This is a genomic window from Bradyrhizobium sp. 26S5 (assembly GCF_036923295.1).
Taxonomy (GTDB): domain Bacteria; phylum Pseudomonadota; class Alphaproteobacteria; order Rhizobiales; family Xanthobacteraceae; genus Bradyrhizobium; species Bradyrhizobium septentrionale.
In genome coordinates this window covers 7,153,328-7,175,858 of the sequence record NZ_CP145948.1, presented here as the reverse complement: position 1 = coordinate 7,175,858, position 22,531 = coordinate 7,153,328, and the positions used below count along the sequence as shown (strand labels likewise).

General features: G+C 64.2%; 16 protein-coding genes. 5 read left to right on the top strand and 11 right to left on the bottom strand.

Annotated elements, in window-relative coordinates; genetic code table 11:
* Positions 1-14: 14 nt before the first annotated feature.
* A complete protein-coding gene (locus V5279_RS33870; protein ID WP_338691404.1) occupies positions 15-1,823 on the top strand; it encodes a glycoside hydrolase family 15 protein in 1,809 nt (602 codons plus the stop codon).
* 80 nt (positions 1,824-1,903) lie between these two features.
* On the opposite strand, the gene V5279_RS33865 is transcribed toward V5279_RS33870, so the two are convergent.
* From V5279_RS33865 to V5279_RS33830, 8 genes are all read right to left on the bottom strand, one after another.
* Positions 1,904-2,707 carry a Cof-type HAD-IIB family hydrolase gene (locus V5279_RS33865; RefSeq protein ID WP_338691403.1) on the bottom strand — a complete coding sequence of 268 codons (804 nt, stop codon included), beginning with the start codon at positions 2,705-2,707 and terminating at the stop codon, positions 1,904-1,906.
* On the bottom strand, positions 2,704-3,192 hold the full coding sequence (locus tag V5279_RS33860) for a gluconokinase (RefSeq protein ID WP_414645965.1): 489 nt from the start codon (positions 3,190-3,192) through the stop codon (positions 2,704-2,706). The genes V5279_RS33865 and V5279_RS33860 overlap by 4 nt, the downstream gene beginning before the upstream one ends.
* A 41-nt stretch (positions 3,193-3,233) precedes the next feature.
* Complete coding sequence (gene pgl, locus V5279_RS33855; RefSeq protein ID WP_338691401.1) at positions 3,234-3,986, bottom strand: 6-phosphogluconolactonase; 753 nt, start codon at positions 3,984-3,986, stop codon at positions 3,234-3,236.
* Between the two features lie 2 nt (positions 3,987-3,988).
* Positions 3,989-5,482 (bottom strand): glucose-6-phosphate dehydrogenase, encoded by a 1,494-nt coding sequence (gene zwf / locus V5279_RS33850; protein ID WP_166304108.1) that lies wholly within the window; start codon positions 5,480-5,482, stop codon positions 3,989-3,991.
* Positions 5,483-5,622: 140 nt separating this feature from the next.
* Positions 5,623-6,606, bottom strand: a complete 984-nt coding sequence (gene gnd, locus V5279_RS33845; RefSeq protein ID WP_166304111.1) for a phosphogluconate dehydrogenase (NAD(+)-dependent, decarboxylating) — start codon at positions 6,604-6,606, stop codon at positions 5,623-5,625.
* Positions 6,607-6,617: 11 nt separating this feature from the next.
* Positions 6,618-9,464, bottom strand: a complete 2,847-nt coding sequence (locus V5279_RS33840) for a bifunctional transaldolase/phosoglucose isomerase (RefSeq protein WP_338691399.1) — start codon at positions 9,462-9,464, stop codon at positions 6,618-6,620.
* A gap of 227 nt (positions 9,465-9,691) precedes the next feature.
* Positions 9,692-10,138 carry a DsrE family protein gene (locus V5279_RS33835; protein WP_338691398.1) on the bottom strand — a complete coding sequence of 149 codons (447 nt, stop codon included), beginning with the start codon at positions 10,136-10,138 and terminating at the stop codon, positions 9,692-9,694.
* A 69-nt stretch (positions 10,139-10,207) separates the two neighbouring features.
* A complete protein-coding gene (locus tag V5279_RS33830) occupies positions 10,208-10,825 on the bottom strand; it encodes a hypothetical protein (protein ID WP_338701537.1) in 618 nt (205 codons plus the stop codon).
* A 506-nt stretch (positions 10,826-11,331) separates the two neighbouring features.
* Here V5279_RS33830 and V5279_RS33825 point away from each other — a divergent pair.
* From V5279_RS33825 to V5279_RS33810, 4 genes are all read left to right on the top strand, one after another.
* Positions 11,332-13,275, top strand: a complete 1,944-nt coding sequence (locus V5279_RS33825; RefSeq protein WP_028342433.1) for a PrkA family serine protein kinase — start codon at positions 11,332-11,334, stop codon at positions 13,273-13,275.
* A 107-nt stretch (positions 13,276-13,382) separates the two neighbouring features.
* Positions 13,383-14,654 (top strand): YeaH/YhbH family protein, encoded by a 1,272-nt coding sequence (locus tag V5279_RS33820; protein WP_166304123.1) that lies wholly within the window; start codon positions 13,383-13,385, stop codon positions 14,652-14,654.
* A complete protein-coding gene (locus V5279_RS33815; protein ID WP_338691396.1) occupies positions 14,654-16,198 on the top strand; it encodes a SpoVR family protein in 1,545 nt (514 codons plus the stop codon). Before V5279_RS33820 ends, V5279_RS33815 begins: the two co-directional genes overlap by 1 nt.
* Before the next feature lie 261 nt (positions 16,199-16,459).
* Positions 16,460-17,656: an ABC transporter substrate-binding protein gene (locus V5279_RS33810; RefSeq protein ID WP_414645865.1), complete on the top strand. Its 1,197-nt coding sequence runs from the start codon at positions 16,460-16,462 to the stop codon at positions 17,654-17,656.
* A 66-nt stretch (positions 17,657-17,722) separates the two neighbouring features.
* Here V5279_RS33810 and V5279_RS33805 read toward each other — a convergent pair whose 3' ends face one another.
* The 3 genes from V5279_RS33805 to V5279_RS33795 are packed head-to-tail and all read right to left on the bottom strand — an operon-like array spanning position 17,723 to position 22,391.
* Positions 17,723-18,778 (bottom strand): 2-oxoacid:ferredoxin oxidoreductase subunit beta, encoded by a 1,056-nt coding sequence (locus tag V5279_RS33805; protein WP_166214664.1) that lies wholly within the window; start codon positions 18,776-18,778, stop codon positions 17,723-17,725.
* Positions 18,775-20,622 (bottom strand): 2-oxoacid:acceptor oxidoreductase subunit alpha, encoded by a 1,848-nt coding sequence (locus V5279_RS33800; RefSeq protein WP_338691394.1) that lies wholly within the window; start codon positions 20,620-20,622, stop codon positions 18,775-18,777. The genes V5279_RS33805 and V5279_RS33800 overlap by 4 nt, the downstream gene beginning before the upstream one ends.
* Complete coding sequence (locus tag V5279_RS33795; protein ID WP_338691393.1) at positions 20,592-22,391, bottom strand: FAD-dependent oxidoreductase; 1,800 nt, start codon at positions 22,389-22,391, stop codon at positions 20,592-20,594. The genes V5279_RS33800 and V5279_RS33795 overlap by 31 nt, the downstream gene beginning before the upstream one ends.
* Positions 22,392-22,531: the final 140 nt, after the last annotated feature.

The following is a 22,531-nucleotide window of genomic DNA, read 5'->3' as shown; positions in this document are numbered from 1 at the left end:
GCGGAGCACGGCGCGTGGCTTCCCGTATCGAAGACTACGGACTGATCGGCGATTGCGAGACCGCGGCGCTGGTCGGCCGCGACGGCGCGATCGACTGGCTGTGCTGGCCGGCATTCGATTCCGACGCCTGCTTCGCGGCGCTGCTCGGTACGCCGAGGAACGGCCGCTGGCTGCTGGCGCCCGCCGGGGAGATCAGGCGGACCTCGCGCCGCTATCGGGACGATACGCTGATCCTGGAGACGCGGTTCGAGACCGAAGGCGGCGTGGTCGACCTGATCGACTTCATGCCGCCGCGCGGCAATGCCTCCGACGTGGTGCGTCTGGTTCGCGGTATCAGCGGCCGCGTCAGGATGCACATGGAGCTCGTAATCCGCTTCGGCTTCGGGGTCGATGTCCCCTGGGTGAAGAAGAACCCCGACGGCGAGGGGCTGCTCGCAATCAGTGGCCAGGACATGACGGTGTTGCGTACGCCGGTTGCGACATCGGGCAAGGATCTGACCACGATCGCCGATTTCGAGGTCGGCGCGGGTGACACCGTGCCGTTCGTGCTGACCTATGGAGCGTCCTATCAGCCGGTGCCCGAGCCGATCGATCCCGAGGCGGCGCTCAGGGATACCGAAGACTACTGGAAGGAATGGTGCGGCCGCTCGACCTATGACGGCGGCGATCAACGCGGCCTCGTGATGCGCTCGCTGATCACGCTGAAGGCGCTGACCTTCAGGCCGACCGGCGGCATCGTCGCGGCGCCGACCACCTCATTGCCGGAAAAGCTCGGCGGCGCGCGCAACTGGGACTACCGGTTCTGCTGGCTGCGCGACGCCACCTTCACGCTGCTGGCGCTGATGAATTCGGGCTACACCGAGGAGGCGGCGGCCTGGCACAATTGGCTGCTGCGGGCCGCGGCCGGCGCGCCGGCCAACATGCAGATCATGTACGGCATCCTGGGGCAGCGGCGCCTGCTGGAATGGGAGGCCGGATGGCTGTCCGGCTATGAAGGCGCGCAGCCGGTCCGCGTCGGCAACGCCGCGCACGCGCAGCTGCAGCTCGATGTCTATGGCGAACTGATCGACGCGTTCCACCAGTCCCGCATGGCCAAGCTGAAGCTCGACGAGGAAAACTGGTCGCTGGAGTGTACGGTCGTCAATCATCTCGCCGAGGTCTGGGACCAGCCGGATCACGGCATCTGGGAGCGCCGCGACCAGCCAAGACATTACGTGTTCTCCAAGGTGATGTGCTGGGTCGCCTTCGACCGCGCCATCAAGAGCGCCGAGCGCTTCGGCTTCAAGGCGCCGCTGCTGAAATGGCGGGTGCTGCGCGAGGCCATCCACCGAGATGTCTGCCAGCGCGGCTTCGATGCCGGCCTCAACAGCTTTGTCGAGAGCTATGGCTCGAAGCTGCTCGACGCCAGCCTGCTGCTGTTGCCGTCGGTCGGCTTCCTGCCGCCAGCCGATCCGCGCATCCGCAGCACGATCGATGCGATCGAGCGGCACCTGATGCGTGACGGCTTCGTGCTGCGCCACGATCCCCGCGAAGTATCCGATGAGATCCAGCCGATCGAGGGTGCGTTCCTGGCCTGCAGCCTGTGGCTCGCCGACGCCCATGTGCTGGCGGGCGATGTAGACAAGGCACAGACCATGTTCGACCGCGTGGCGGCGGTCGCCAACGATCTCGGGCTCCTGGCGGAGGAGTTCGACTCTGGCGCCGGCCGGCAGACCGGCAATTTCCCGCAGGCGCTGACCCATATCGCGCTGATCAACACCGCGCACAATCTCAGCGACGCCCGGGCCGCCGCCGAGAAGCCGGCGGTGCAGCGGTCGACCTAGAGCGATTTCGAGCGAAGTGGAAGTGGCGTATCACGCTGCGGCCCGCGTTCGATCGCGCGGGGTACGATCGCCTGAAAGCTTCAGCGAAGCTGCAGCACCACATCCATCGCGCGGGCGAAACCGTCATGCTCGTTGGTTTCGGTGACATGCGTGGCGCGTGCCTTCACGTCATCGCTGGCATTGCCCATCGCAAAGGAGACACCGCTTCTCGCGAACATCGGCAGATCGTTCTGCATGTCGCCGATCGTGGCGACATTCTCGAGCGACACGCCAAGGCGTTTCGCGATGCCCTCGACGAAGGTGCCCTTGTCATGACCGGGCGGGGTGACGTCGAGATAATAGGTCTGCGAGCGGACGGCGGTCGCATCATTGCCGACCATCCGCTGCATCTCCGCCTCGCAGCGTTGCAGCAAGGGCGCATCCGAACTGGCGCCGACGATCTTGCAGGCCTGGCCGAGATAGGGCGTGAAGTCGTCGACGATGGTCGGATCGTGCTTGATGGTGTGCTGCTCGTGGGCGGTGTATTCGCCGTTGGGATTTCGCGTCAGCCAGCGCTCATTGGTGAACAGCCAGATGTCGACGCCGTAGTTGCGCAGCAGGTCGACGCAGCCTCTTGCCGTCGCCGCGGGGATCAAATGCTGCTCAAGCGGCTTCATTTGCGGATCGACGATCGAAGATCCGTTGAAGGCGCCGATCGGCTGCGTGATCGCGAGCGGCGCGACCAGAAAGCTCATCCCGATGGTCGGGCGGCTGGAGACGATGGTGAAGCCGATGCCGGCCTCATGCAGCCTGCGCACCGCCGTCCGGGCGCCGTCGGTCAGGGTCTTGTTCTTGGTGAGCAGCGTGCCGTCGACATCGGATACGACAAGGGCGATGCGGGTCATGGGCGATCCAGCTTCAGTTGACTGACAATGTCTTCGATGATGGCTTCGACCGAGCGGTCGATCGCAACCGTGATCGGGCGCTCGTCCGGCGTCGGTGGCTCCAGCGTGCGGAATTGGCTGGCGAGAAGCCCCGGCGGCATGAAATGGTCCTTGCGTGCGGCGAGCCGCGCGGCGATCAGCTCCTGCGTGCCGTCGAGAAAGACGATGCGGATATCGTCGCGGCCATGCACCAGGATGTCGCGATAGGCGCGCTTCAGCGCCGAGCAGGCGATGACGGCAGGTTCGCGGACGCCGCAGCTGCGGTCGATCTCATCGGCGATCGCGCGCAGCCAGGGCCAGCGGTCCTCGTCGGTGAGCGGCTGGCCGGAATGCATCTTCGCGACATTGCTTGGCGGGTGAAAACTGTCGCCGTCCTCGAAGCGCCAGCCGATCCTGGTCGCGAGGCGGTCGGCGATGGTGCTCTTGCCCGAGCCGGAGACGCCCATCACGACCAGTGCGCAGGGGTTTTGCCCGTCAGCCAAGAAAGTCACCCAGGAAAATCCTCCGGCAGCGCGGCCTGATCGATCAGCCAGACGGTCTCGCCCAGCGATCGCGCGCGGTTTGCCGGCAGGTTCTCGCCTGCGAACAGGCGCGTCAAGATCGCGCGCTTGCTTTCGCCTGCTACCTCGAACAGCATCTCGCGGCAGGAGGCGAGGGCGGGCAAGGTCAGCGACACGCGCGGCACGAACGGCTCGACATTGGCCTTGGGCACGCCGACCACCCAGCGCCGGGTTTCCTCGACTGCGGGGTAGCCGGGAAACAGCGAGGCGGTGTGGCCATCGGGCCCGATGCCCATCAGCACCAGGTCGAACAGCGGCCGCGCCGGGTCGAGCTGCTCGGCGCCGTAGAACGCCATCAGCTCGTTCTCATACAGCGCCGCGCTGACGTCGGGATCCCTGAGATCGGCAGTGTCGGTTGCGATCGGGTGCACATTGGCGGCAGGCGCACAGCTGTCGAGGAAGGCCTGGCGCGCCATGCTCATATTGTGCAGCTTGTCCTTGCGCGGCACCAGGCGCTCGTCGCCGATGAACCAGTCGACGCGGTCCCATGGAATCCTCTCACGATAATCCGGCGTTGCCAGCAGCTGGTAGAGCGCCTTGGGGCTGGAGCCGCCGGTGAGACACACCGCAATCCGGCCGCTGTTCTCGGCAAGCCTCGCGATCACCCGTTCGGCGGCGACTTTCGCCAGTGCCGCCGGATCGACGACCGTGATGATCTTGCGCTGGCCGCTCGCGGTCATGATCAGCCGAGCTTCCGCCAGCTGCGGCCGTCGCGCGTCAGCAGCGCGTTGGCGGCCTCCGGGCCTTCGCTGCCGGCCTTGTAGGGCTGCAGGCCGCGCCCGCCGGCACTCTTCCAGGCGTCGAGGAAGGGCTGCACTGCCTGCCATCCGGCCTCGACGCTGTCGGCGCGCTGGAACAGCAGATTGTCGCCGATCATGCAGTCATAGATCAGCGTCTCGTAGCCGGTCGACGGTTCGGCCTTGAAGTAGTCCTTGTAGCGGAACTTCATCTCGACGCCGTCGATATTGATGGTCGGGCCCGGCACTTTGGTGTTGAACTGCAGCTCGATGCCTTCGGTCGGCTCGGTGGAGATGACCAGGTAATTCTGCGACAGGCGGTCGACCGCCGTATCGCGGAACATTGCGAACGGCGCCTGCTTGAACTTGATCGCGATCTCGGTGCGCTTGCTGGTCAGCGCCTTGCCGGTGCGCAGGTAGAACGGCACGCCGGCCCAGCGCCAATTGTCGATGGTCAGCTTCAGTGCGGCATAGGTCTCTGTCGAGCTGTCGGGCTTGACGTCCGGTGTCTTGAGATAGTCCTCGATCTCGGTGTCGCCGATCCGGCCTGCGCGGTACTGGCCGCGTACCGAATTGGACAGCGCCTCCTGCTCGCTCTGGGTCTGGATCGCGCTCAGCACCTCGGCCTTCTCGGAGCGTACGGCGTGGGCATCGAAGCGCGCCGGCGGCTCCATCGTCACCAGCGACAACAGCTGGAACAAATGGTTCGGCACCATGTCGCGCAGCGCGCCGGTGGCGTCGTAGAAGCTGCCGCGATGGCCGACGCCGAGCTTCTCGTCGACGGTGATCTGGATGTGGTCGATGTGGTTGCGATTCCAGATCGGCTCGAACATGCCGTTGGCGAAGCGCAGCACCAGGATGTTCTGGACGGTTTCCTTGCCGAGGTAATGGTCGATCCGGTAGATCTGGTGCTCGTCCATCAGCTTCAACAGCGCGGCATTCAGCGCCCTGGCCGATGCCAGATCGGTGCCGAACGGCTTCTCGATGATCAGCCGCCGCCAGGCGCCGTTCTCCTCCAGCATGCCGGTGCGTCCGAGCTGCTCGCTGATCGGCAGGAAGGCGCTCGGCGGGGTCGCGAGATAGAACAGCCGGTTGCCGCCGGTGTCGCGCGCCGTCTCGAGCCTGTCGAGCCGTTCGTTCATGGCATCGAACGACGCAGGATCGCGCGGATCGGCCTCGACCGAGGTGACACATTCGAACAGCCGCTTCGCGATCGCCTCATCCACCGGGCGGGTGGCGAATTTGCGAAGCCCCTGCATCAGGCTGTCGGTCAGCTGCTCGCTCGACATCCCCTTGCGGACAATGCCGACGACACAGAATTTGTCCGGCAACAGATTGCCTGCGGCAAGATTGTAGAGCGCCGGGACCACCAGCCGGTGTGTCAGATCACCGGTAGCGCCGAAGATGATGAAAGAGCAGGGATCGGGTTTCTTCTGCACGTGACCTTCCGCGGTTGTCTTCTGGAGCCCCCGTTCCGATTGAATCGGAACGGGGGCTCGAGATTCTGGTTTTGACGCGCTTTCTTCACGCGAACCGGTGCCCATCCCGCATCAAGTGCAGGACAGGCTTCGCTCGAAATCTAGGCCTTCTTCGGCGGCTCCTTGTGGCCGCCGAAACCTGCGCGCATCGCCGAGAGGATCTTCTCCGCGAAGGTGTGATCCTTGCGCGAGCGGAAGCGGGTGTAGAGCGCAGCCGTCAGCACCTCGGCCGGCACCGCCTCATCGACCGCGGCATTGACGGTCCAGCGGCCTTCGCCGGAATCCTCGACAAAGCCGGAATAATTGTCGAGCGTATGGTTCTGCGCCAGCGCCGAGGCGGTGAGGTCGAGCAGCCAGGACGGGATCACGCTGCCGCGCCGCCAGACTTCCGCGATGTCGGCGATATCGAGATCGAACCGATGCTCCGGCGGCAACGCCTCGATACTGGCGTTCTTCAGGATGTCGAAGCCTTCGGCATAGGCCTGCATCAGGCCGTACTCGATGCCGTTGTGGATCATCTTGACGAAATGCCCGGCGCCGACAGGGCCGGCGTGGATGTAGCCCTGCTCGATCCTGGCATCGCGGCCCTCGCGGCCGGGGGTGCGTGGGATGTCGCCGATGCCGGGCGCCAGCGTCTTGAAGATCGGGTCGAGTCGATCGACCACTCCCTTGTCGCCGCCGATCATCATGCAATAGCCGCGCTCGATGCCCCAGATGCCGCCGCTGGTGCCGACATCGACATAGTGCAGCCCGCGCTCCCTGAGCGCCTTGCCGCGGCGGACGTCGTCCTGCCAGAAGGTGTTGCCGCCGTCGATGATGACGTCGCCGGGCTGCATCAGCTTTGCGAGCGCGTCGATGGTGGTTTCGGTGATCTTGCCGGCCGGCAGCATCACCCAGGCGGTGCGCGGCGGTTCCAGCTTGAGGACGAAATCCTCCAGCGACGAGGCGCCGGTGGCATTGTCCGCCACCAGCGCCGCGACCGCCTTAGGATCCTTGTCATAGACCACAGTGGTATGGCCCTGGGTCATCAGGCGGCGGACGATGTTGCCGCCCATCCGCCCGAGGCCGATCATGCCGAGTTGCATCCTCGCCTCCGTCAGTTCAACGCAGCCGAGATCGCGGCGTCGAGCGCCGCGAGCCCGGAGGCGAGGTCACCCTTGAGATGCACGCGCAGTGCCCGCCGGCCGCGCTCGGTGAGCACGTCGAAATCGCCGCGCGCCTGCGCCGCCTTGATCACGCCGAAGCTCGCTTTCTGGCCGGGCACCGCCAGGTCCTGGGCATCGTCGGTCGTGACCTGCAGGAACACGCCGCTGTCGGGGCCGCCCTTGTAGGCCTGCCCGGTCGAATGCAGGAAGCGCGGGCCGAACTCGGCGCAGGTCGCAAGGCGCTTGGTATCACGCACTTTCAGCCGCATCGCCTGCATGGCGTCGATGGTGTCGCCGTCACGCTCGATATAGGCGAGCAGCGCGACATAGTCGCCGCGGCCGGAGCGCGAGAGATGGGCCTTGATCCAGGAATTGAGGTCGCCATTGGCGCCGGCCTTGCGCAGGTCCTCGGCGTTCTGCGCATCGGTGTAGAGATCGACCCCGTCGGCGGACACCACCGGCTGCTCGGCCGGCAGCGATCCGGTCTTCTCGAAGGCTGCGGTCAGCTCGCGCGTCTTGATCTTGGCGGCCTCGACGTCGGGCTGGTTGAACGGGTTGATGCCGAGGATGGAGCCTGCCACCGCGGTCGCGATCTCGAACCGGAAGAATTCCTGGCCGATATGGTCGATCGACTTCATCACGATGCGCACGACGGGATGGCCCGCAGCCTCCAGCGCGGCGAGTTTTGCCTCATGGGCAGCATCGTGCTCGCCCTCGGTGCGCAGGTCGATGAAGAAGCGGTCGTTGCCGTAGACCGCGGCGTCGCCGATCGTCTCGCCCTCGATCGGGATCAGGCCCTTGCCGTCCTTGCCGGTCGATTCCGCGATCAGCTGCTCGGCCCAGGCGCCGAAATCGGCGACGTCTGGCGAGGAGAAGATCGTCACCTTGTCGCGGCCGTCGAGCCCGGCGATGCCCATCGCAAGCCCGAGCTGCACGCCCGGGTTTTCCTGCGGCGGCACGTCGGCCCCGCAGGAGCGCGCCATGGCGAGGGTATGGCCGAGCAGGCTGCGGACGTCGATGCCTGCGGCGGCCGCCGGCACCAGGCCGAACGGCGACAGCACGGAATAGCGGCCGCCGATCGCAGGATCCCCGTAGAAGATGCGGGCGAAACCCTGCTTGATCGCGACCTTCTGCAGCGATGAGCCCGGATCGGTCACCGCGATGAAACGGTGGCCGGCCAGGTCCTTGCCGATCGCCTTGGCCACCCGATCGAAGAAATAGTCCTTCATCACGTTCGGCTCGGTGGTGCCGCCGGATTTGGAGGAGACGATGAACAGCGTCCTGGAGATGTCGACATACTCCTCCATCGCGCGCACCTGCGCCGGGTCGGTGGAGTCGAGCACGTGCAGCCGCGGGAAGCCTGTGCGGTGCGGGAAGGTTTGCGCCAGCACCTCCGGCCCAAGGCTCGATCCGCCCATGCCGAGCACGACGGCGTCGGTGAAGTTCTGCCATTTCACGCGCTGCGCGAAATCCTCGTAGTCGGCCACGTCGGCAGAGGCCGCACTGGTCAGCCAGCCCAGCCATTTGTTCTCGTCGTCGCCGGTCCAGACCGACTTGTCCTTCTGCCACAGCCGTCGGATCTTGGCCGAGACGCGCCATTCCTCCGCGCTCTTCTCGACCGCCTTCTCGATGGTGGCACCGAGCGCGAGCTTCTGGTGGTCGATGCCGCCGCCGAGCGAGGTCGCGCGCTTGTGGGCAACCGCGCCGTAAAGCTTGTCGGCCGCGTCGGCGAACAGCTTGACGCCGTCCTTGACCAGTTCCTCGGTGATCGCATCGAGCGAGATGCCGGACTTCTCCAGCTCCTCCAGCACGTGACGGGCGTCGTCGACATTCTCCTCGAGGCTGTCGCGCACCTTGCCGTGATCGCGGAACGCGTCGAGCGTTGCCGGCGGCACGGTGTTGACGGTGTCGGGGCCGATCAGCTCCTCGACATAGAGCACGTCGCTGTAGTCCTTGTTCTTGGTGCCGGTGGACGCCCACAACAGCCGCTGCGGCTTGGCGCCCTTGGCCTTGAGCTTGTCCCAGCGCGCGCCCCAGAACAGGCGCTTGTAGTCCTGGTAGGCCAGCTTTGCGTTTGCGATCGCGACCTTGCCCTTCAACGCCGCGAGCCGCTCCTTTTCGTGCGGATCGTTGGCCTTCGCTATCTTCTCGTCGAGCTGCTTGTCGACAGCGCTGTCGATGCGGCTGACGAAGAAGCTCGCGACGCTTGCGATATGGGAGGGGTCGCCGCCCTTGGCGACGTATTTTTCCAGGCCCTTGAGATAGGCCTCCGCGACCTGGCGATAGACCTCCTGCGAAAACAGCAGCGTGATGTTGATGCTGATGCCTTCGCCGATTAGATGCTCGATCGCAGGCAATCCCTCCGACGTCGCCGGTACCTTGACCATCAGGTTCTTGCGGTGGACGTCCTTCCAGAGCCGCTCGGCCTCCGCGATCGTGCCCTTGGTGTCCATCGCGAGATAGGGCGACACTTCGAGGCTGACGAAGCCGTCGCCGCCGTGGCTTTTGTCGTAGACCGGGCGCAGCACGTCGGCGGCGTGCTGGATGTCCCCGACCGCGAGATGCTCGAACAGGTCGGCGATCGAGCGATCGCCCTTCTTGAGGGCCTGGCCGATCGCGCCGTCATACTCGTCCGAGCTGCCGATCGCCTTCTCGAAGATCGAGGGGTTGGACGTCACGCCTTTGACGCCGTCGGTCTCGATCAGCCGCTTCAGGTCGCCCTTGGCGATGAAGCCGCGGGCGAGGAAGTCCAGCCAGACGGCCTGGCGGTGATTTTCGAGTGCTTTGACGGGGTTCATGGGTGCCTGTTCTCGTTCGATCGAGGGTCGATTTTTGGGTTCCCGGGCAGCTTTCGGGGGCGGAGGCGGATTGTCAACATAGGGTGGAGCCCGGGCGGAATATCAGCATTCCCAAGGGATAACGCCATTCACAACAGTTCGATCCCTTCTCGATCCCTTGGGAGGCGGTCCGAGCAGACCCTGATCTCGGCACATTTTTATGACGCATCGCGGCGCACGGCTGCACGTCAGGGCCCCAGGTAGAGGTAGCTCTGGGAGTGCAGCTCGGCGAGGCGGACCACGCCGCCGCGCTCGGCGGCAACGAAGCCCGGGAGCAGGTCCTTCAGGCCGATGTTCTGTGATTTCATGGTGTTGCGGCAGGCGGCGAGTTCAATTCCGGACCCCGTGAACTGTCCGACACGCTTTGCCAGGTCGGGGTTGGCTGCGGCCGAATGAAACGCCTTCAGCGCCTGGCCGTGCACCACGAGCGCGATCGTCACATTGTCCGGGCCGCCGACGCCGTCGAGATGGTTCTGGATGTTGCCGATCACGAAATTGACCTTGTCGAGGTCATCGAGGTGACAGACCACCTTCAGCTTCTGCGGCGGTGCCGCGGTGGCGGCGTTCGCCCGTGACGCCGCGAAGGCGGCGCCGATCCCCGAGAGCGTGCCCCACAGGATGCTGCGTCGGTGCATGGCGTCCCCCCGCGCTGATGTTGTTGATTTGGTGTTTTCGACTTGGTGTTTTCCGCTTGGGCAAGCCCATCATTTGTGGCGGAGCGCAGCGAGTTCCTGGCGGTCGGTCACAAGTTCGGCGCATTCGCTCGAGTTCGCGCGGTCGACGCGAAAGATCTTGTCGTCGGCGCCGGCGAACAGCGCTTCGCGCGCGTCGTCGTCGGGCTTGTCGCGATTCCACACCATGATGCGGCCAAGGATGCGGCCAAGGCGCGCGGTCGCGGATTTGTTGTCCTTCGACAGCGCCACGGTGATGCCGCCGCCCTCACAATCCACGCCGCATTCGAAGCGCACCTCGTGGCCGGACTCGATCGCGTGATTGCAGTAGCCGCTGGAGTCGAAATTGCCGGGGCGGTGGCGGTAGGTGACGCCGAGGCGGAACGAGTAATTGGTGGTCTTGTCCTCCGGCGCGTCTTCGGCTGACACCAGAAGCTTCATCGCGCTGACCTTCTGCTTCGGGTGCTGCGCCAGATGATTTGCATCGTAGCGCCTCGCAAAGCAGGCATAGGCTTTCGCGCCGGGCGGGCCGGCGAACATCCTGTTGTCGAAGGCGGCCGCCGTCGCCTTGTCGACGGCTTCCTTCGTCTGGGCGGTTAACGCCGCGCCGGCGCAGGCCGCGGCTGCGACAACAAGGAACGTCCGCTGCATGACCGTCTCGGGAATATGCCGTGCCTCCAAGGTGTCACATCTAGGCGCGGCAATGGTGCCGCGCGGAACTGCGCGGGCTCGTTGCCTTAGTCGCGGCGACAAGGAGGCACGTTCAACGCTGTCTGACAGATTGTTCATGCAGCTTGTGAGGCATGCATCTTGACGCCAAGGCTGGACGGTCACACCTTTTCAGGGAGGCTAACGTTCATCGCCGGACGGGGAAGTTGCCCCGCTCGGATGTCCGCCTCGGAGGCCTGGGCCCCGGTAAACCACGGATGTTGCGGAGGCGCTACAACCGTCAAAAACAGGCTACTGTCGGGGGATATTGATGAACCATTAAGCTTCCTGCCTGTTGATAAGGCAGAGGCTGCACGCGCCGTGCATTGCCGAAGTGAGTCGGTCGAGTGTCCAATGGACCCAGCGTGCCGACGCTGATTCGATCCTTGGATACTCTGGTTGCGACTCGTGTCAGTCGTGCGGCGATACATATCGTGGAGAGAGGGATCATGTACAACGATTCTTTGTTCAACGCCTTCGCAAGGTCGTTTGAAGCGCGAAGCCAGACCGACATGTCGATGGCCGAGTATCTGGAGTCGTGTCGAAGCGATCCGATGCGATATGCCAATGCGGCCGAGCGGTTATTAGCGGCGATCGGTGAGCCTCAGATGATCGACACGGCCAAGGACCCACGCCTTGGCCGTATCTTTTTGAACCGTACGATCAGATCGTATCCAGCCTTCGCCGGCTTCTACGGCATGGAGGACACGATCGAGCGCCTCGTCGGCTTCTTCCGCCACGCCGCGCAGGGCCTCGAGGAGCGCAAGCAGATCCTCTATCTGCTCGGGCCGGTCGGCGGCGGCAAGTCGTCGCTTGCCGAGCGCATCAAGGCGCTGATGGAAATTCATCCGATCTACGTGCTGAAGGCGGGTGACGAGCTGTCACCGGTGTTCGAGAGCCCGCTCGGGCTGTTTGATCCCGAGACGCTTGGCCCGATGATCGAGGAGAAGTACGGCATTCCGCGCCGCCGGCTGAGCGGGCTGATGTCGCCCTGGGCCTACAAGCGGCTCGAAGCCTTCGGCGGCGACATCTCGCAATTCCGCGTCGCGCGCATCCAGCCCTCCCGGCTGCGCCAGATCGCGGTTGCCAAGACGGAGCCCGGTGACGAGAACAACCAGGACATCTCCTCGCTGGTCGGCAAGGTCGACATCCGCAAGCTCGAGACCTACGCCCAGAACGATCCCGACGCCTACAGCTATTCCGGCGGCCTCAACCGCGCCAACCAGGGTGTGCTCGAGTTCGTCGAAATGTTCAAGGCGCCGATCAAGATGCTGCACCCGCTGCTGACCGCGACGCAGGAGGGCAACTACATCGGCACCGAGAACATCGGCGCGATCCCGTTCACCGGCATCATCCTCGCGCACTCCAACGAGGCGGAGTGGCAGAGCTTCAAGACCAACAAGAACAACGAGGCCTTCATCGACCGCATCTGCGTCATCAAGGTCCCGTACGTCCTGCGGGTGACCGAAGAGCAGAAGATCTACGAGAAGCTGATCCAGGGCTCCGAGCTTGCCGCCGCGCCATGCGCTCCGGCGACGCTGGAGACGATGGCGCGCTTCTCGGTGATGTCGCGGCTGCGCAAGCACGAGAACTCGACGCTGTTCGGCAAGATGCGGGTCTACGACGGCGAGAGCCTCAAGGAATCCGATCCGAAGGCGCGCAGCGTGCAGGAGTACAAGGACGCGGCCGGCGTCGACGAGGGCATGGACGGCGTCTCCACCCGCTTTGCCTTCAAGGTGCTGGCCTCGACCTTCAACCATGACACCACCGAAGTCGGCGCCGATGCGGTGCACCTGATGTATGTGCTGGAGCAGGCGATCCGCCGCGAGCAGCTGCCTGACGAGACCGAGAAGCGCTATCTCGAATTCATCAAGGCCGATCTCGCGCCGCGCTACGCCGAGTTCATCGGCAACGAGATCCAGAAGGCCTATCTGGAATCCTACGCCGACTACGGCCAGAACCTGTTCGATCGTTATGTCGACTACGCCGATGCCTGGATCGAGGATCAGGACTTCAAGGATCCCGACACCGGCCAGCTGATGAACCGCGAGCTCCTGAACCAGGAGCTGACCAAGATCGAGAAGCCGGCTGGCATAGCCAACCCGAAGGACTTCCGCAACGAGGTCGTCAAGTTCTCGCTGCGCTCGCGGGCGCACAACAATGGCAAGAACCCGAGCTGGACCTCGTACGAAAAGGTTCGCGACGTGATCGAGAAGCGGATATTCTCTCAGGTCGAGGATCTGCTTCCGGTCATCTCGTTCGGTTCGAAGAAGGACGGCGAGACCGAGAAGAAGCACGGCGAGTTCGTCGAGCGGATGGTGGAGCGCGGCTATACCGAGCGCCAGGTCCGCCGGCTCGTCGAGTGGTACATGCGGGTCAAGCAGGCCGGCTAGTGCACGATCCGGAGAGCCGGCACCGGCTCTCCGTTCCGTCCCGTCCAAAAAGAATGCGATGCGACTGGTGATGATCGCATCCGGCGCGAGGCAGATGCAAAGTGGTCATGCATATCGTCGATCGGCGGCTGAATCCGGGTAGCAAGAGCCTGGAGAACCGTCAGCGTTTCCTGCGGCGCGCCAAGGCGCTGGTGCAGGGGGCTGTCAAGAAGTCGTCGCAGGACCGGGACATCAAGGATGTCCTGGAGGGCGGCGAGGTGACGATCCCGCTGGACGGCATGGACGAGCCGCGGTTCCGGCGCGAGGGCGGCACGCGCGACATGGTGCTGCCCGGCAACAAGAAGTTCGTCGAGGGCGACTGGCTGCAGCGCCCGAACCAGAGCGGTGCCAAGGGCTCCGGCGCCGGCGAGGGCGACAGCGAGGACGCCTTCCGCTTCGTGCTCAGCCGCGAGGAGTTCGTCGACCTTTTCCTCGACGACCTCGAATTGCCCGACCTTGAAAAGCGCAAGCTCGCGGAAACCGAGAGCGAGGGCCTCCGGCGCGCGGGTTATGCGACATCGGGCTCGCCCGCCAACATCTCGATCAGCCGCACGGTGAGCCGGGCGCTGGCGCGGCGTGTGGCGCTGCGCCGGCCGCGCAAGGACGAGGTCGAGGCGCTCGAGGCCGAGCTTGCGGAATGCGATGACGAGACGCGGCGCCGTGAGCTCGTGGCGCAGCTCGAAGCGCTGAAGGCCAAGGTCAAGCGCATTCCGTTCATCGATCCGATCGACATCCGCTACCGCCGCTTTGAGACGGTGCCGAAACCGGTGGCGCAGGCCGTGATGTTCTGCCTGATGGACGTCTCCGGCTCGATGTCCGAGCACATGAAGGACCTGGCAAAGCGGTTCTACATGCTGCTCTACGTGTTCCTGAAGCGGCGCTACAAGCACGTCGAGATCGTCTTCATCCGCCACACCGACCGCGCCGAGGAGGTCGACGAGGATACGTTCTTCCATGGACCGGCGTCCGGCGGCACGCTGGTGTCGAGCGCGCTGGTTGCGATGAACGACATCGTCCGCACCCGCTTCCGCCCGGCCGACTGGAATATCTATGCCGCCCAGGCCTCCGACGGCGACAACATGACGTCCGACAGCGGGCTGACCGGCCATCTCCTGACCGACAAGATCCTGCCGGTCTGCCAGTTCTTCGCCTATCTCGAGGTCGGCGAAGCCGCCAACTACACCTTCGACATGCCGGACTCCTCGCTCTGGACGCTCTATGAGCGGCTCCGCAACGAGGGCGCGCCGCTGTCGATGCGCAAGGTGAGCGAGCGCGGCGAGATCTTCCCGGTGTTCCAGGACCTGTTCAAGCGCCGCAGCAAGCAGGAAAGGGTAGCGTAATGGGTTCTTCCGGCGAACGGCTGTTCGAGGGCGCCGACTGGGATTTCCAGACGCTGCAGCGGATTCACGACGCCTGCGAGAAAGTCGCACGCACCGAGCTCGGGCTCGACGTTTATCCCAACCAGATCGAGGTGATCACCGCCGAGCAGATGCTCGACGCCTACTCGTCGGTCGGCATGCCGCTGTTCTACAAGCACTGGTCGTTCGGCAAGCAGTTCGCCTTCCAGGAAGCATCCTATCGCAAGGGCCTGATGGGCCTCGCCTATGAGATCGTCATCAATTCCTCGCCGTGCATTTCCTATCTGATGGAGGAGAACACGGCGACGATGCAGACGCTGGTGATCGCGCACGCGGCGTTCGGGCACAATCACTTCTTCAAGAACAACTATCTGTTCAAGCAGTGGACCGACGCCGACGGCATCCTCGACTATCTCGAATTCGCCAAGGGCTACATCGCGGTCTGCGAGGACCGCCATGGCCGCGAGACGGTGGAGCGGACGATCGATGCCGCGCATGCGCTGATGTCGCATGGTGTCGACCGCTACCCCGGCAAGAAGACGCTCGACCTGCGTGCCGAGGAGAAGCGCGCCGGCGAGCGCCGGCAGCACGAGGAAAGCGTGTTCAACGATTTGTGGCGGACGGTGCCGAACACCAAGGCCAAGAGCAAGGCCGCGCTCACCGCCGAGCGCCGCCACGCGCTGCTCGGTTTGCCGCAGGAGAACATCCTCTACTTCCTCGAGAAGACCGCGCCGCGTCTCGCACCCTGGCAGCGCGAACTCATTCGCATCGTGCGCCACATCGCGCAGTACTTCTATCCGCAGGGCCAGACCAAGGTGATGAACGAGGGCACCGCGACCTACGTCCATTACCGCATCATGAGCCGGCTGCATCAGCAGGGCCGGCTCACCGACGGCAATTTCCTCGAATTCCTGCAGTCGCACACCAATGTGGTGTTCCAGCCCGAGTTCGACGACCGTCGCTATTCCGGCTTCAATCCCTATGCGCTCGGCTTCGCCATGATGCAGGACATCGAGCGGATCGTGAAGACGCCGGAGGACGAGGACCGCGAATGGTTCCCCGACATTGCCGGCAAGGGCGACGTCGAAGGTGTGCTGCGCGAGATCTGGAGCAACTACCGCGACGAGAGCTTCATCAGCCAGTTCCTCAGCCCGGCGCTGATCCGGCGCTTCCGCATGTTCCATTTGCACGACGACCCCGCGGAAAGCCAGGGGATCAAGGTCGATGCGATCCATGACGAGCGTGGCTACCGCCGGGTCAGGCGCGAGCTGGCGCGGCAATACGACGTCGGCTTTGTCGACGCCAATATCGAGGTCGTGGATGTCGATCTGGACGGTGATCGCCGTCTGATGCTGCGTCACTCAACCGTGAAGGGCGCCCAGCTCAACGAGATCGACACGCGGCGCGTGCTGCAGCATCTCGCCGATCTCTGGTCCTACGACGTCGCGCTGACCGAAGTCGACGGCACCGACAAGGTGCTGAAGGAGTACGTCGTCAGCCCGCGCGCGGCTGCGGTTGCGGCTTGAGGACAACACGAGCGAACGGATAGCGCGGCGCCGACCGCCGCGCGGAATGACTGTCTTGCTTGGTGAACCTTCATTTCTATCGAAGGCTCACATCATGAACATCCCGGCAACATTCCGGAGTTGAAAGCGCAAGCGTTCCGCGCGCGAACGTGATTGCCGGCATGCGGAAATTGCGCAGCGATCCTCTTGGAGCTTCTTGGCGATTGCCTGCGCGGGCGCGATTGATAATGTGCGCCGCGTCAAGAAAACCAAGAAAAGGATATGCCCTTGTCAACTCGCTCCCGCCTGGCGGCCTTTCTCGCCTTCACCGCGCTCACGGTCGCGTCGATCTCACCGTCCGTTGCCGCCGACACCGCGATCAGGATCGGAAACACCGCGCCCTATAGCGGCCCGGCATCGGCCTACGGCACGATCGCACGCGCCGAAGCCGCCTATTTCCAGATGCTCAACGATCAGGGCGGCATCAACGGCCGCAAGATCGACTTCGAGAGTCTCGACGATGCCTATTCGCCGTCGAAGACCGTCGAGCAGACCCGAAAGCTCGTCGAGCAGGACGAGGTGCTCGCGATCTTCAGCGCGGTCGGCACCGCGCCCAACATCTCCGTGCAGAAATATCTGAACATCAAGCACGTGCCGCAGCTGTTCGTGTCCTCCGGCGCGACGCGCTGGAACGACCCGAAGCAGTTCCCGTGGACGGTCGGCTTCAATCCGACCTACGAACTGGAAGGACGGCTCTACGCAAAATACATCCTGAAGACCAAGCCGGACGCCAAGATCGCCGTCATCACGCCGAACGAGGACGCCGGCAAGGATTATCTCAGGGGTTTCAAGGATGGGCTTGGCGAGCATGTCGGCCAGATCGTCGCGGAGACCACTTACCTCACGACCGACCCGACCATTGATTCCCAGATGGTGACGATGCGCGAGTCCGGTGCGGACGTGTTCTTCGCCGAAGCGACGCCGAAATTCGCAGCCCAGGCGCTGCGCAAGGCGGCGAGCATGGGCTGGAAGCCGCTGACCATCCTGCCGACCGTCTCCAACTCCGTCTCCGCCGTGCTGGAGCCGGCCGGGCTCGAGAACGTCATCGGCGTCGTGACCGGCCTTTATCTGAAGGACCCGACCGATCCGCGCTGGGCCGACGATCCCGCGCAGAAGGAGTTTTCGGCCTGGATGAAGAAGTACCAGCCGAATGCGAGCCCGGGCGATCTCTTCAACGTGCAGGGCTACACGGTCGCCCAGGTGATGACGGCGGTGCTGAAGAACTGCAACGGCGATTACAGCCGCGACAACATCATCAAGCAGGCCACCAATCTGAAGGCGCTCGAACTGCCGATGCTGCTGCCGGGCATCAAGGTGCAGACCGAGCCCGACAATGTGACGCCGATCCGCCAGATCCAGATGGCGCGGTTCGACGGCAAGTCCTGGGCACTGTTCGGCGATGTGCTGAGCGACAAGTAGCGGCATGAACGCAAACCGGGCCTTCCGGCAAAGTCCGGAGGGCCCGGTTTGAAACCAGATTCAAGCTCAGCGCAGGCTGGCGTTGATCTTGTCCAGCACGGCCGAACCGGGGCAAAGCGCCTGTTCGTCCATGGTGTTGAGCGGCGTCTCGACGGTGTCGAGATGGGTGTGCAGATCCTCGGCGTCCGGATCGACATAAAGCAGGCCGGTGACGATCTGGCCCTTGGCCGCATGCTTCTGCAGGAAGGTCTGTGCTCCGAGCCGATCGTGCGGATCGTAGTCGGCGTCGAGCTTGCGCAGTGCGAGCCGCGTGCCGTCATGCTGCTCGACCACCTGCACCGTGCCGGGCGCGTAGTCGACGCTGATCGGCTCGCGGCCGACCAGCACGTCGAGGCGGTTCACCGCGTCATTGTGCTCGCGGACATAGTCAAAACTCTTGGTCGAGCCGGCGTGGTTGTTGAAGGCGATGCAGGGGCTGATCACGTCGATGAAGGAGGCGCCCTTGTGGCGAATGGCGGCGGCGATCAGCGGCACCAGCTGGGTCTTGTCGCCGGAGAAGCTGCGCGCCACGAAGGTGGCGCCAAGCTGCAGCGCGATCGCAACCAGGTCGATCGCGTTGTCGGTGTTGGTGACGCCCTTCTTGGACTTCGACCCGCGGTCGGCGGTCGCGGAAAATTGGCCCTTGGTCAGGCCGTATACGCCGTTGTTCTCGACGATATAGGTCATGTTGACGGCGCGCCGGATCGAATGCGCGAACTGGCCGAAGCCGATCGAGGCGGAATCGCCGTCGCCGGAGACGCCGAGATAGATCAGGTCGCGGTTGGCGAGGTTGGCGCCGGTCAGGACCGACGGCATGCGGCCATGCACCGAGTTGAAGCCGTGCGAATTGCCGAGGAAATAGTCCGGCGTCTTCGACGAGCAGCCGATGCCGGAAATCTTCGCCACCCGGTGCGGCTCGATCGAGAGCTCGTAGCAGGCTTCGATGATCGAGGCGGTGATCGAATCGTGGCCGCAGCCGGCGCACAGGGTCGAGATCTTCCCCTCGTAATCGCGATGGGTATAGCCCAGCTCGTTCTTCTTCAGGCCGGGATGATGAAACTTCGGCTTTGCAATGTAGGTCATGTCACGGCCTTGCGGAGAGGGGTCACCTTGAGATGATCCTGGTGGTCGCCGATCGAATTGGCGATGAAGCGCGCGGTGATCGGCGTGCCGTCATAGTGCAGGATCGGCACCAGCCGCACAGGGTCGATGCCGTTCTCGTTGACGATCAGCTGGCGGAGCTGCGCGTCGCGGTTCTGCTCGACCACATAGACGAAGTCGTGATCGGCGATGAAGCTCGCGACGCTGGAGTGGAACGGGAAGGCGCGGATGCGCATGCGGTCGAGCTGATGGCCGCGTGCCTCCAGGATCCCGATCGCCTCGTCCATCGCGGGCGAGGTCGAGCCGAAATAGATCACGCCGTACTTGGTCGGCTTCGCCGCATTGGCCTGCAGCGGCCGCGGCACCATGTCCTGCGCGGTCTCGAATTTGCGCACCAGGCGCTGCATGTTGTCGGCGTAGACGGCGCCTTCCTCGGAATAGCGCGCGTAGCGGTCGCGCGAGGTGCCGCGGGTGAAGTAGGAGCCCTTGGTCGGATGCGTGCCCGGATAGGTCCGATAGGGGATGCCGTCGCCGTCGACGTCGAGATAGCGGCCGAAGTCGCGGCCTTCCTCGAGCATCTCCGCGGTCATCACCTTGCCGCGGTCATATTGCCTTGCGTCATCCCACTTCAGCGGGCGGCACAGCCGGTGGTTCATGCCGATGTCGAGATCGAGCATCAGGAAGATCGTGGTCTGCAGCCGCTCGGCGAGATCGAACGCGGCGGCGGCGAACTCGAACGCCTCCGCCGGATCTTCCGGGAACAGCAGCACGTGCTTGGTGTCGCCGTGCGAGGCATAGGCGCAGGCGATCACGTCGCATTGCTGCGTGCGGGTCGGCATGCCCGTCGAGGGGCCGGCGCGCTGGATGTTCATGATCACGGCCGGGATCTCGGCGAAATAGGACAGGCCGATGAACTCGGTCATCAGCGAGATGCCTGGGCCCGAGGTTGCGGTGAAGGCCCGCGCGCCGTTCCAGGAGGCGCCGATCACGATGCCGATCGAGGCGAGCTCGTCCTCGCCCTGCACGATGGCGTACTTCGCCTTGCCGGTCTCGGGATCGTGACGATACTTCTTGCAGTGGCTGGTGAAGGCTTCCGCCACCGACGATGACGGCGTGATCGGATACCAGGCGCACACGGTGGCGCCGCCATAGACGGCACCGAGCGCGGCCGCGCTGTTGCCTTCGATGAAGATACGGTCGCCGACCTTGTCGGACTTCTTCACCCGGAGCCCGGTCGGGCATTTCAGGTTCTGCAGCGCCCAGTCGCGGCCGAGATGCAGCGCATGGACGTTGGAGGAGAGCAGCTTCTCCTTGCCCTTGTACTGCTCGCCGATCAGCTGCTCGACCAGCTTGGGGTCGAGGTCGAGCAGCGCACAGAGCGCGCCGAGATAGATGATGTTCTTGAACAGCTGGCGCTGCCGCGGATCGGTGTAGGTCGAGTTGGTGATCGCGGTCAGCGGCACGCCGATGACGGTGATGTCCTCGCGGAATTTCGACGTCGGCATCGGCTTGGTCGAATCGTAGAACAGATAGCCGCCGGGCTCGATCGAGGCGACGTCCTTGTCCCAGGTCTGCGGGTTCATCGCCACCATCATGTCGACGCCGCCGCGGGCGCCGAGATGGCCTTCCTCGGTGACGCGCACCTCATACCAGGTCGGCAGGCCCTGGATGTTGGAGGGGAAGATGTTGCGCGGGGACACCGGCACGCCGTGGCGCAGGATCGAGCGCGCGAACAGCTCGTTGGCCGACGCCGAGCCCGAACCGTTGACGTTGGCGAAACGGACGACGAAGTCGTTTACGCTGCTGATCGGGCTTTGGACTGACATGTTGATCCCGCTTGAACCATATCGATGAGGTACTTCTGCATGTCCCAGGCGCCGGTCGGGCAGCGCTCGGCACACAGCCCGCAATGCAGGCAGACGTCTTCGTCCTTTGCCATCACCCGCCCGGTCTTCAGGCCTTCTGCGATGTAAAGCGCCTGGTCGTGATGCGGCGAGGGGGCTTTCAGCCGCTGCCGCAGATCATCCTCCTCACCGTTCTCGGTGAAGGTGATGCAGTCCATCGGACAGATGTCGACGCAGGCGTCGCATTCGATGCAGAGCGGCGCGGAAAACACCGTCTGCACGTCGCAATTCAGGCAGCGCTGGGCCTCGCCAAGCGCGAGCTTGAGGTCGTAACCGAGCTCGACTTCGGCGCGGATGTCCTTCAGCGCGATCACCTTATCGCGATGCGGCACCTTGAAGCGCTTGTCGGCGGAAATGTCGTTGTCGTAGCTCCACTCGTGGATGCCCATCTTCTGCGAGGAGATGTGCACCTCGGGCAGTGGGCGTTCGTTGATGTCCTCGCCGGACAACATCTTGTGAATGGACAGCGCGGCGTCGTGGCCGTGCGCCACCGCCCAGATGATGTTCTTCGGCCCGAACGCCGCATCGCCGCCGAAGAACACCTTCGGATTGGTCGAGACGAACGTCTTGGGGTCGACCTTCGGCATGTGCCACTTGTCGAATTCGATGCCGCAATCGGCTTCGATCCAGGGGAACGCATTTTCCTGGCCGACCGCAACGAGCACGTCGTCGCAGGGAATGGTCTGGTCAGGCTCGCCCGCCGGCACCAGATTGCGGCGGCCCTTGGCGTCGTATTCGGCCCGCACCTTCTGGAAGGTGACACCGATGAGCTTGCCGGCCACGTGCTTGAATGCCACCGGCACCATGAAATTGAGGATCGGGATGTCCTCGTGGATCGCGTCTTCCTTTTCCCAGGGCGAGGCCTTCATTTCCTCGAAGCCCGAGCGCACGATCACCTTGACGTCCTCGCCGCCGAGGCGGCGCGCGGTGCGGCAGCAATCCATCGCGGTGTTGCCGCCGCCGAGCACGATGACGCGGCGGCCGATCTTGTCGACATGGCCGAACGACACGTTGGCCAGCCAGTCGATCCCGATATGGATATTGGCGGCAGCCTCCTTGCGGCCCGGAATGTCGAGCTCGCGGCCGCGCGGCGCGCCCGAGCCGACAAAGATCGCGTCGTAGTTGTCGGCTAGAAGCTGCTTCAGGCTGTCGACGCGCTGGCCGCCCTTGAACTCGACACCGATGTTGAGGACGTAGTCGGTCTCCTCGTCGATCACGCTGTCAGGCAGGCGGAACTTTGGAATCTGGCTCCGCATCATGCCGCCGGCCTTGGGGTCGCCGTCGAACACGGTGCAGTGATAGCCGAGCGGCGCCAGATCGCGCGCCACCGCGAGCGAGGCGGGGCCGCCGCCGACCAGCGCAATGCGCTTGCCGTTCTTCGGTCCCGGCTTCGGCAGCCGATGCTTGATGTCGTCCTTGAAGTCGGCGGCGACGCGCTTCAGGCGGCAGATCGCGACCGGAGTTTCCTCGACCCGGCCGCGGCGGCACGCCGGCTCGCATGGACGGTCACAGGTGCGTCCCAGGATCCCGGGGAACACGTTGGACTGCCAATTGATCATATAGGCGTCGCTGTAACGCCCCTCAGCAATCAACCGGATGTACTCGGGAACGGGGGTGTGTGCGGGACAGGCCCATTGGCAATCGACTACTTTGTGAAAGTAATCCGGCGCCGAGATATCAGTCGGTTTCATTCCTACCTTTGACCCGCGCGAAAAGCCTGACCGCGCGGCCTTATCGTTGACGACGAACGCTCACGTGGCGTTGTTCTGGTTTTTGAATTGGATCATAGGTTTATCTTATTAGAGCCGTTCCAGTGAAGGCAAAGGCTAAA

Excerpts from the sequence above, each read along its gene's own strand:
- V5279_RS33820 (WP_166304123.1), top strand. The coding sequence starts at position 13,383 with ATGCATATCGTCGATCGGCGGCTGAATCCGGGTAGCAAGAGCCTGGAG.
- V5279_RS33805 (WP_166214664.1), bottom strand. The coding sequence starts at position 18,778 with ATGACCTACATTGCAAAGCCGAAGTTTCATCATCCCGGCCTGAAGAAG.
- V5279_RS33830 (WP_338701537.1), bottom strand. The coding sequence starts at position 10,825 with ATGCAGCGGACGTTCCTTGTTGTCGCAGCCGCGGCCTGCGCCGGCGCG.
- V5279_RS33865 (WP_338691403.1), bottom strand. The coding sequence starts at position 2,707 with ATGACCCGCATCGCCCTTGTCGTATCCGATGTCGACGGCACGCTGCTC.
- V5279_RS33860 (WP_414645965.1), bottom strand. The coding sequence starts at position 3,192 with ATGGGCGTCTCCGGCTCGGGCAAGAGCACCATCGCCGACCGCCTCGCG.
- V5279_RS33840 (WP_338691399.1), bottom strand. The coding sequence starts at position 9,464 with ATGAACCCCGTCAAAGCACTCGAAAATCACCGCCAGGCCGTCTGGCTG.
- V5279_RS33835 (WP_338691398.1), bottom strand. The coding sequence starts at position 10,138 with ATGCACCGACGCAGCATCCTGTGGGGCACGCTCTCGGGGATCGGCGCC.
- V5279_RS33810 (WP_414645865.1), top strand. The coding sequence starts at position 16,460 with ATGCCCTTGTCAACTCGCTCCCGCCTGGCGGCCTTTCTCGCCTTCACC.
- V5279_RS33795 (WP_338691393.1), bottom strand. The coding sequence starts at position 22,391 with ATGAAACCGACTGATATCTCGGCGCCGGATTACTTTCACAAAGTAGTC.
- V5279_RS33800 (WP_338691394.1), bottom strand. The coding sequence starts at position 20,622 with ATGTCAGTCCAAAGCCCGATCAGCAGCGTAAACGACTTCGTCGTCCGT.
- V5279_RS33825 (WP_028342433.1), top strand. The coding sequence starts at position 11,332 with ATGTACAACGATTCTTTGTTCAACGCCTTCGCAAGGTCGTTTGAAGCG.
- gnd (WP_166304111.1), bottom strand. The coding sequence starts at position 6,606 with ATGCAACTCGGCATGATCGGCCTCGGGCGGATGGGCGGCAACATCGTC.
- pgl (WP_338691401.1), bottom strand. The coding sequence starts at position 3,986 with ATGACCGCGAGCGGCCAGCGCAAGATCATCACGGTCGTCGATCCGGCG.
- V5279_RS33815 (WP_338691396.1), top strand. The coding sequence starts at position 14,654 with ATGGGTTCTTCCGGCGAACGGCTGTTCGAGGGCGCCGACTGGGATTTC.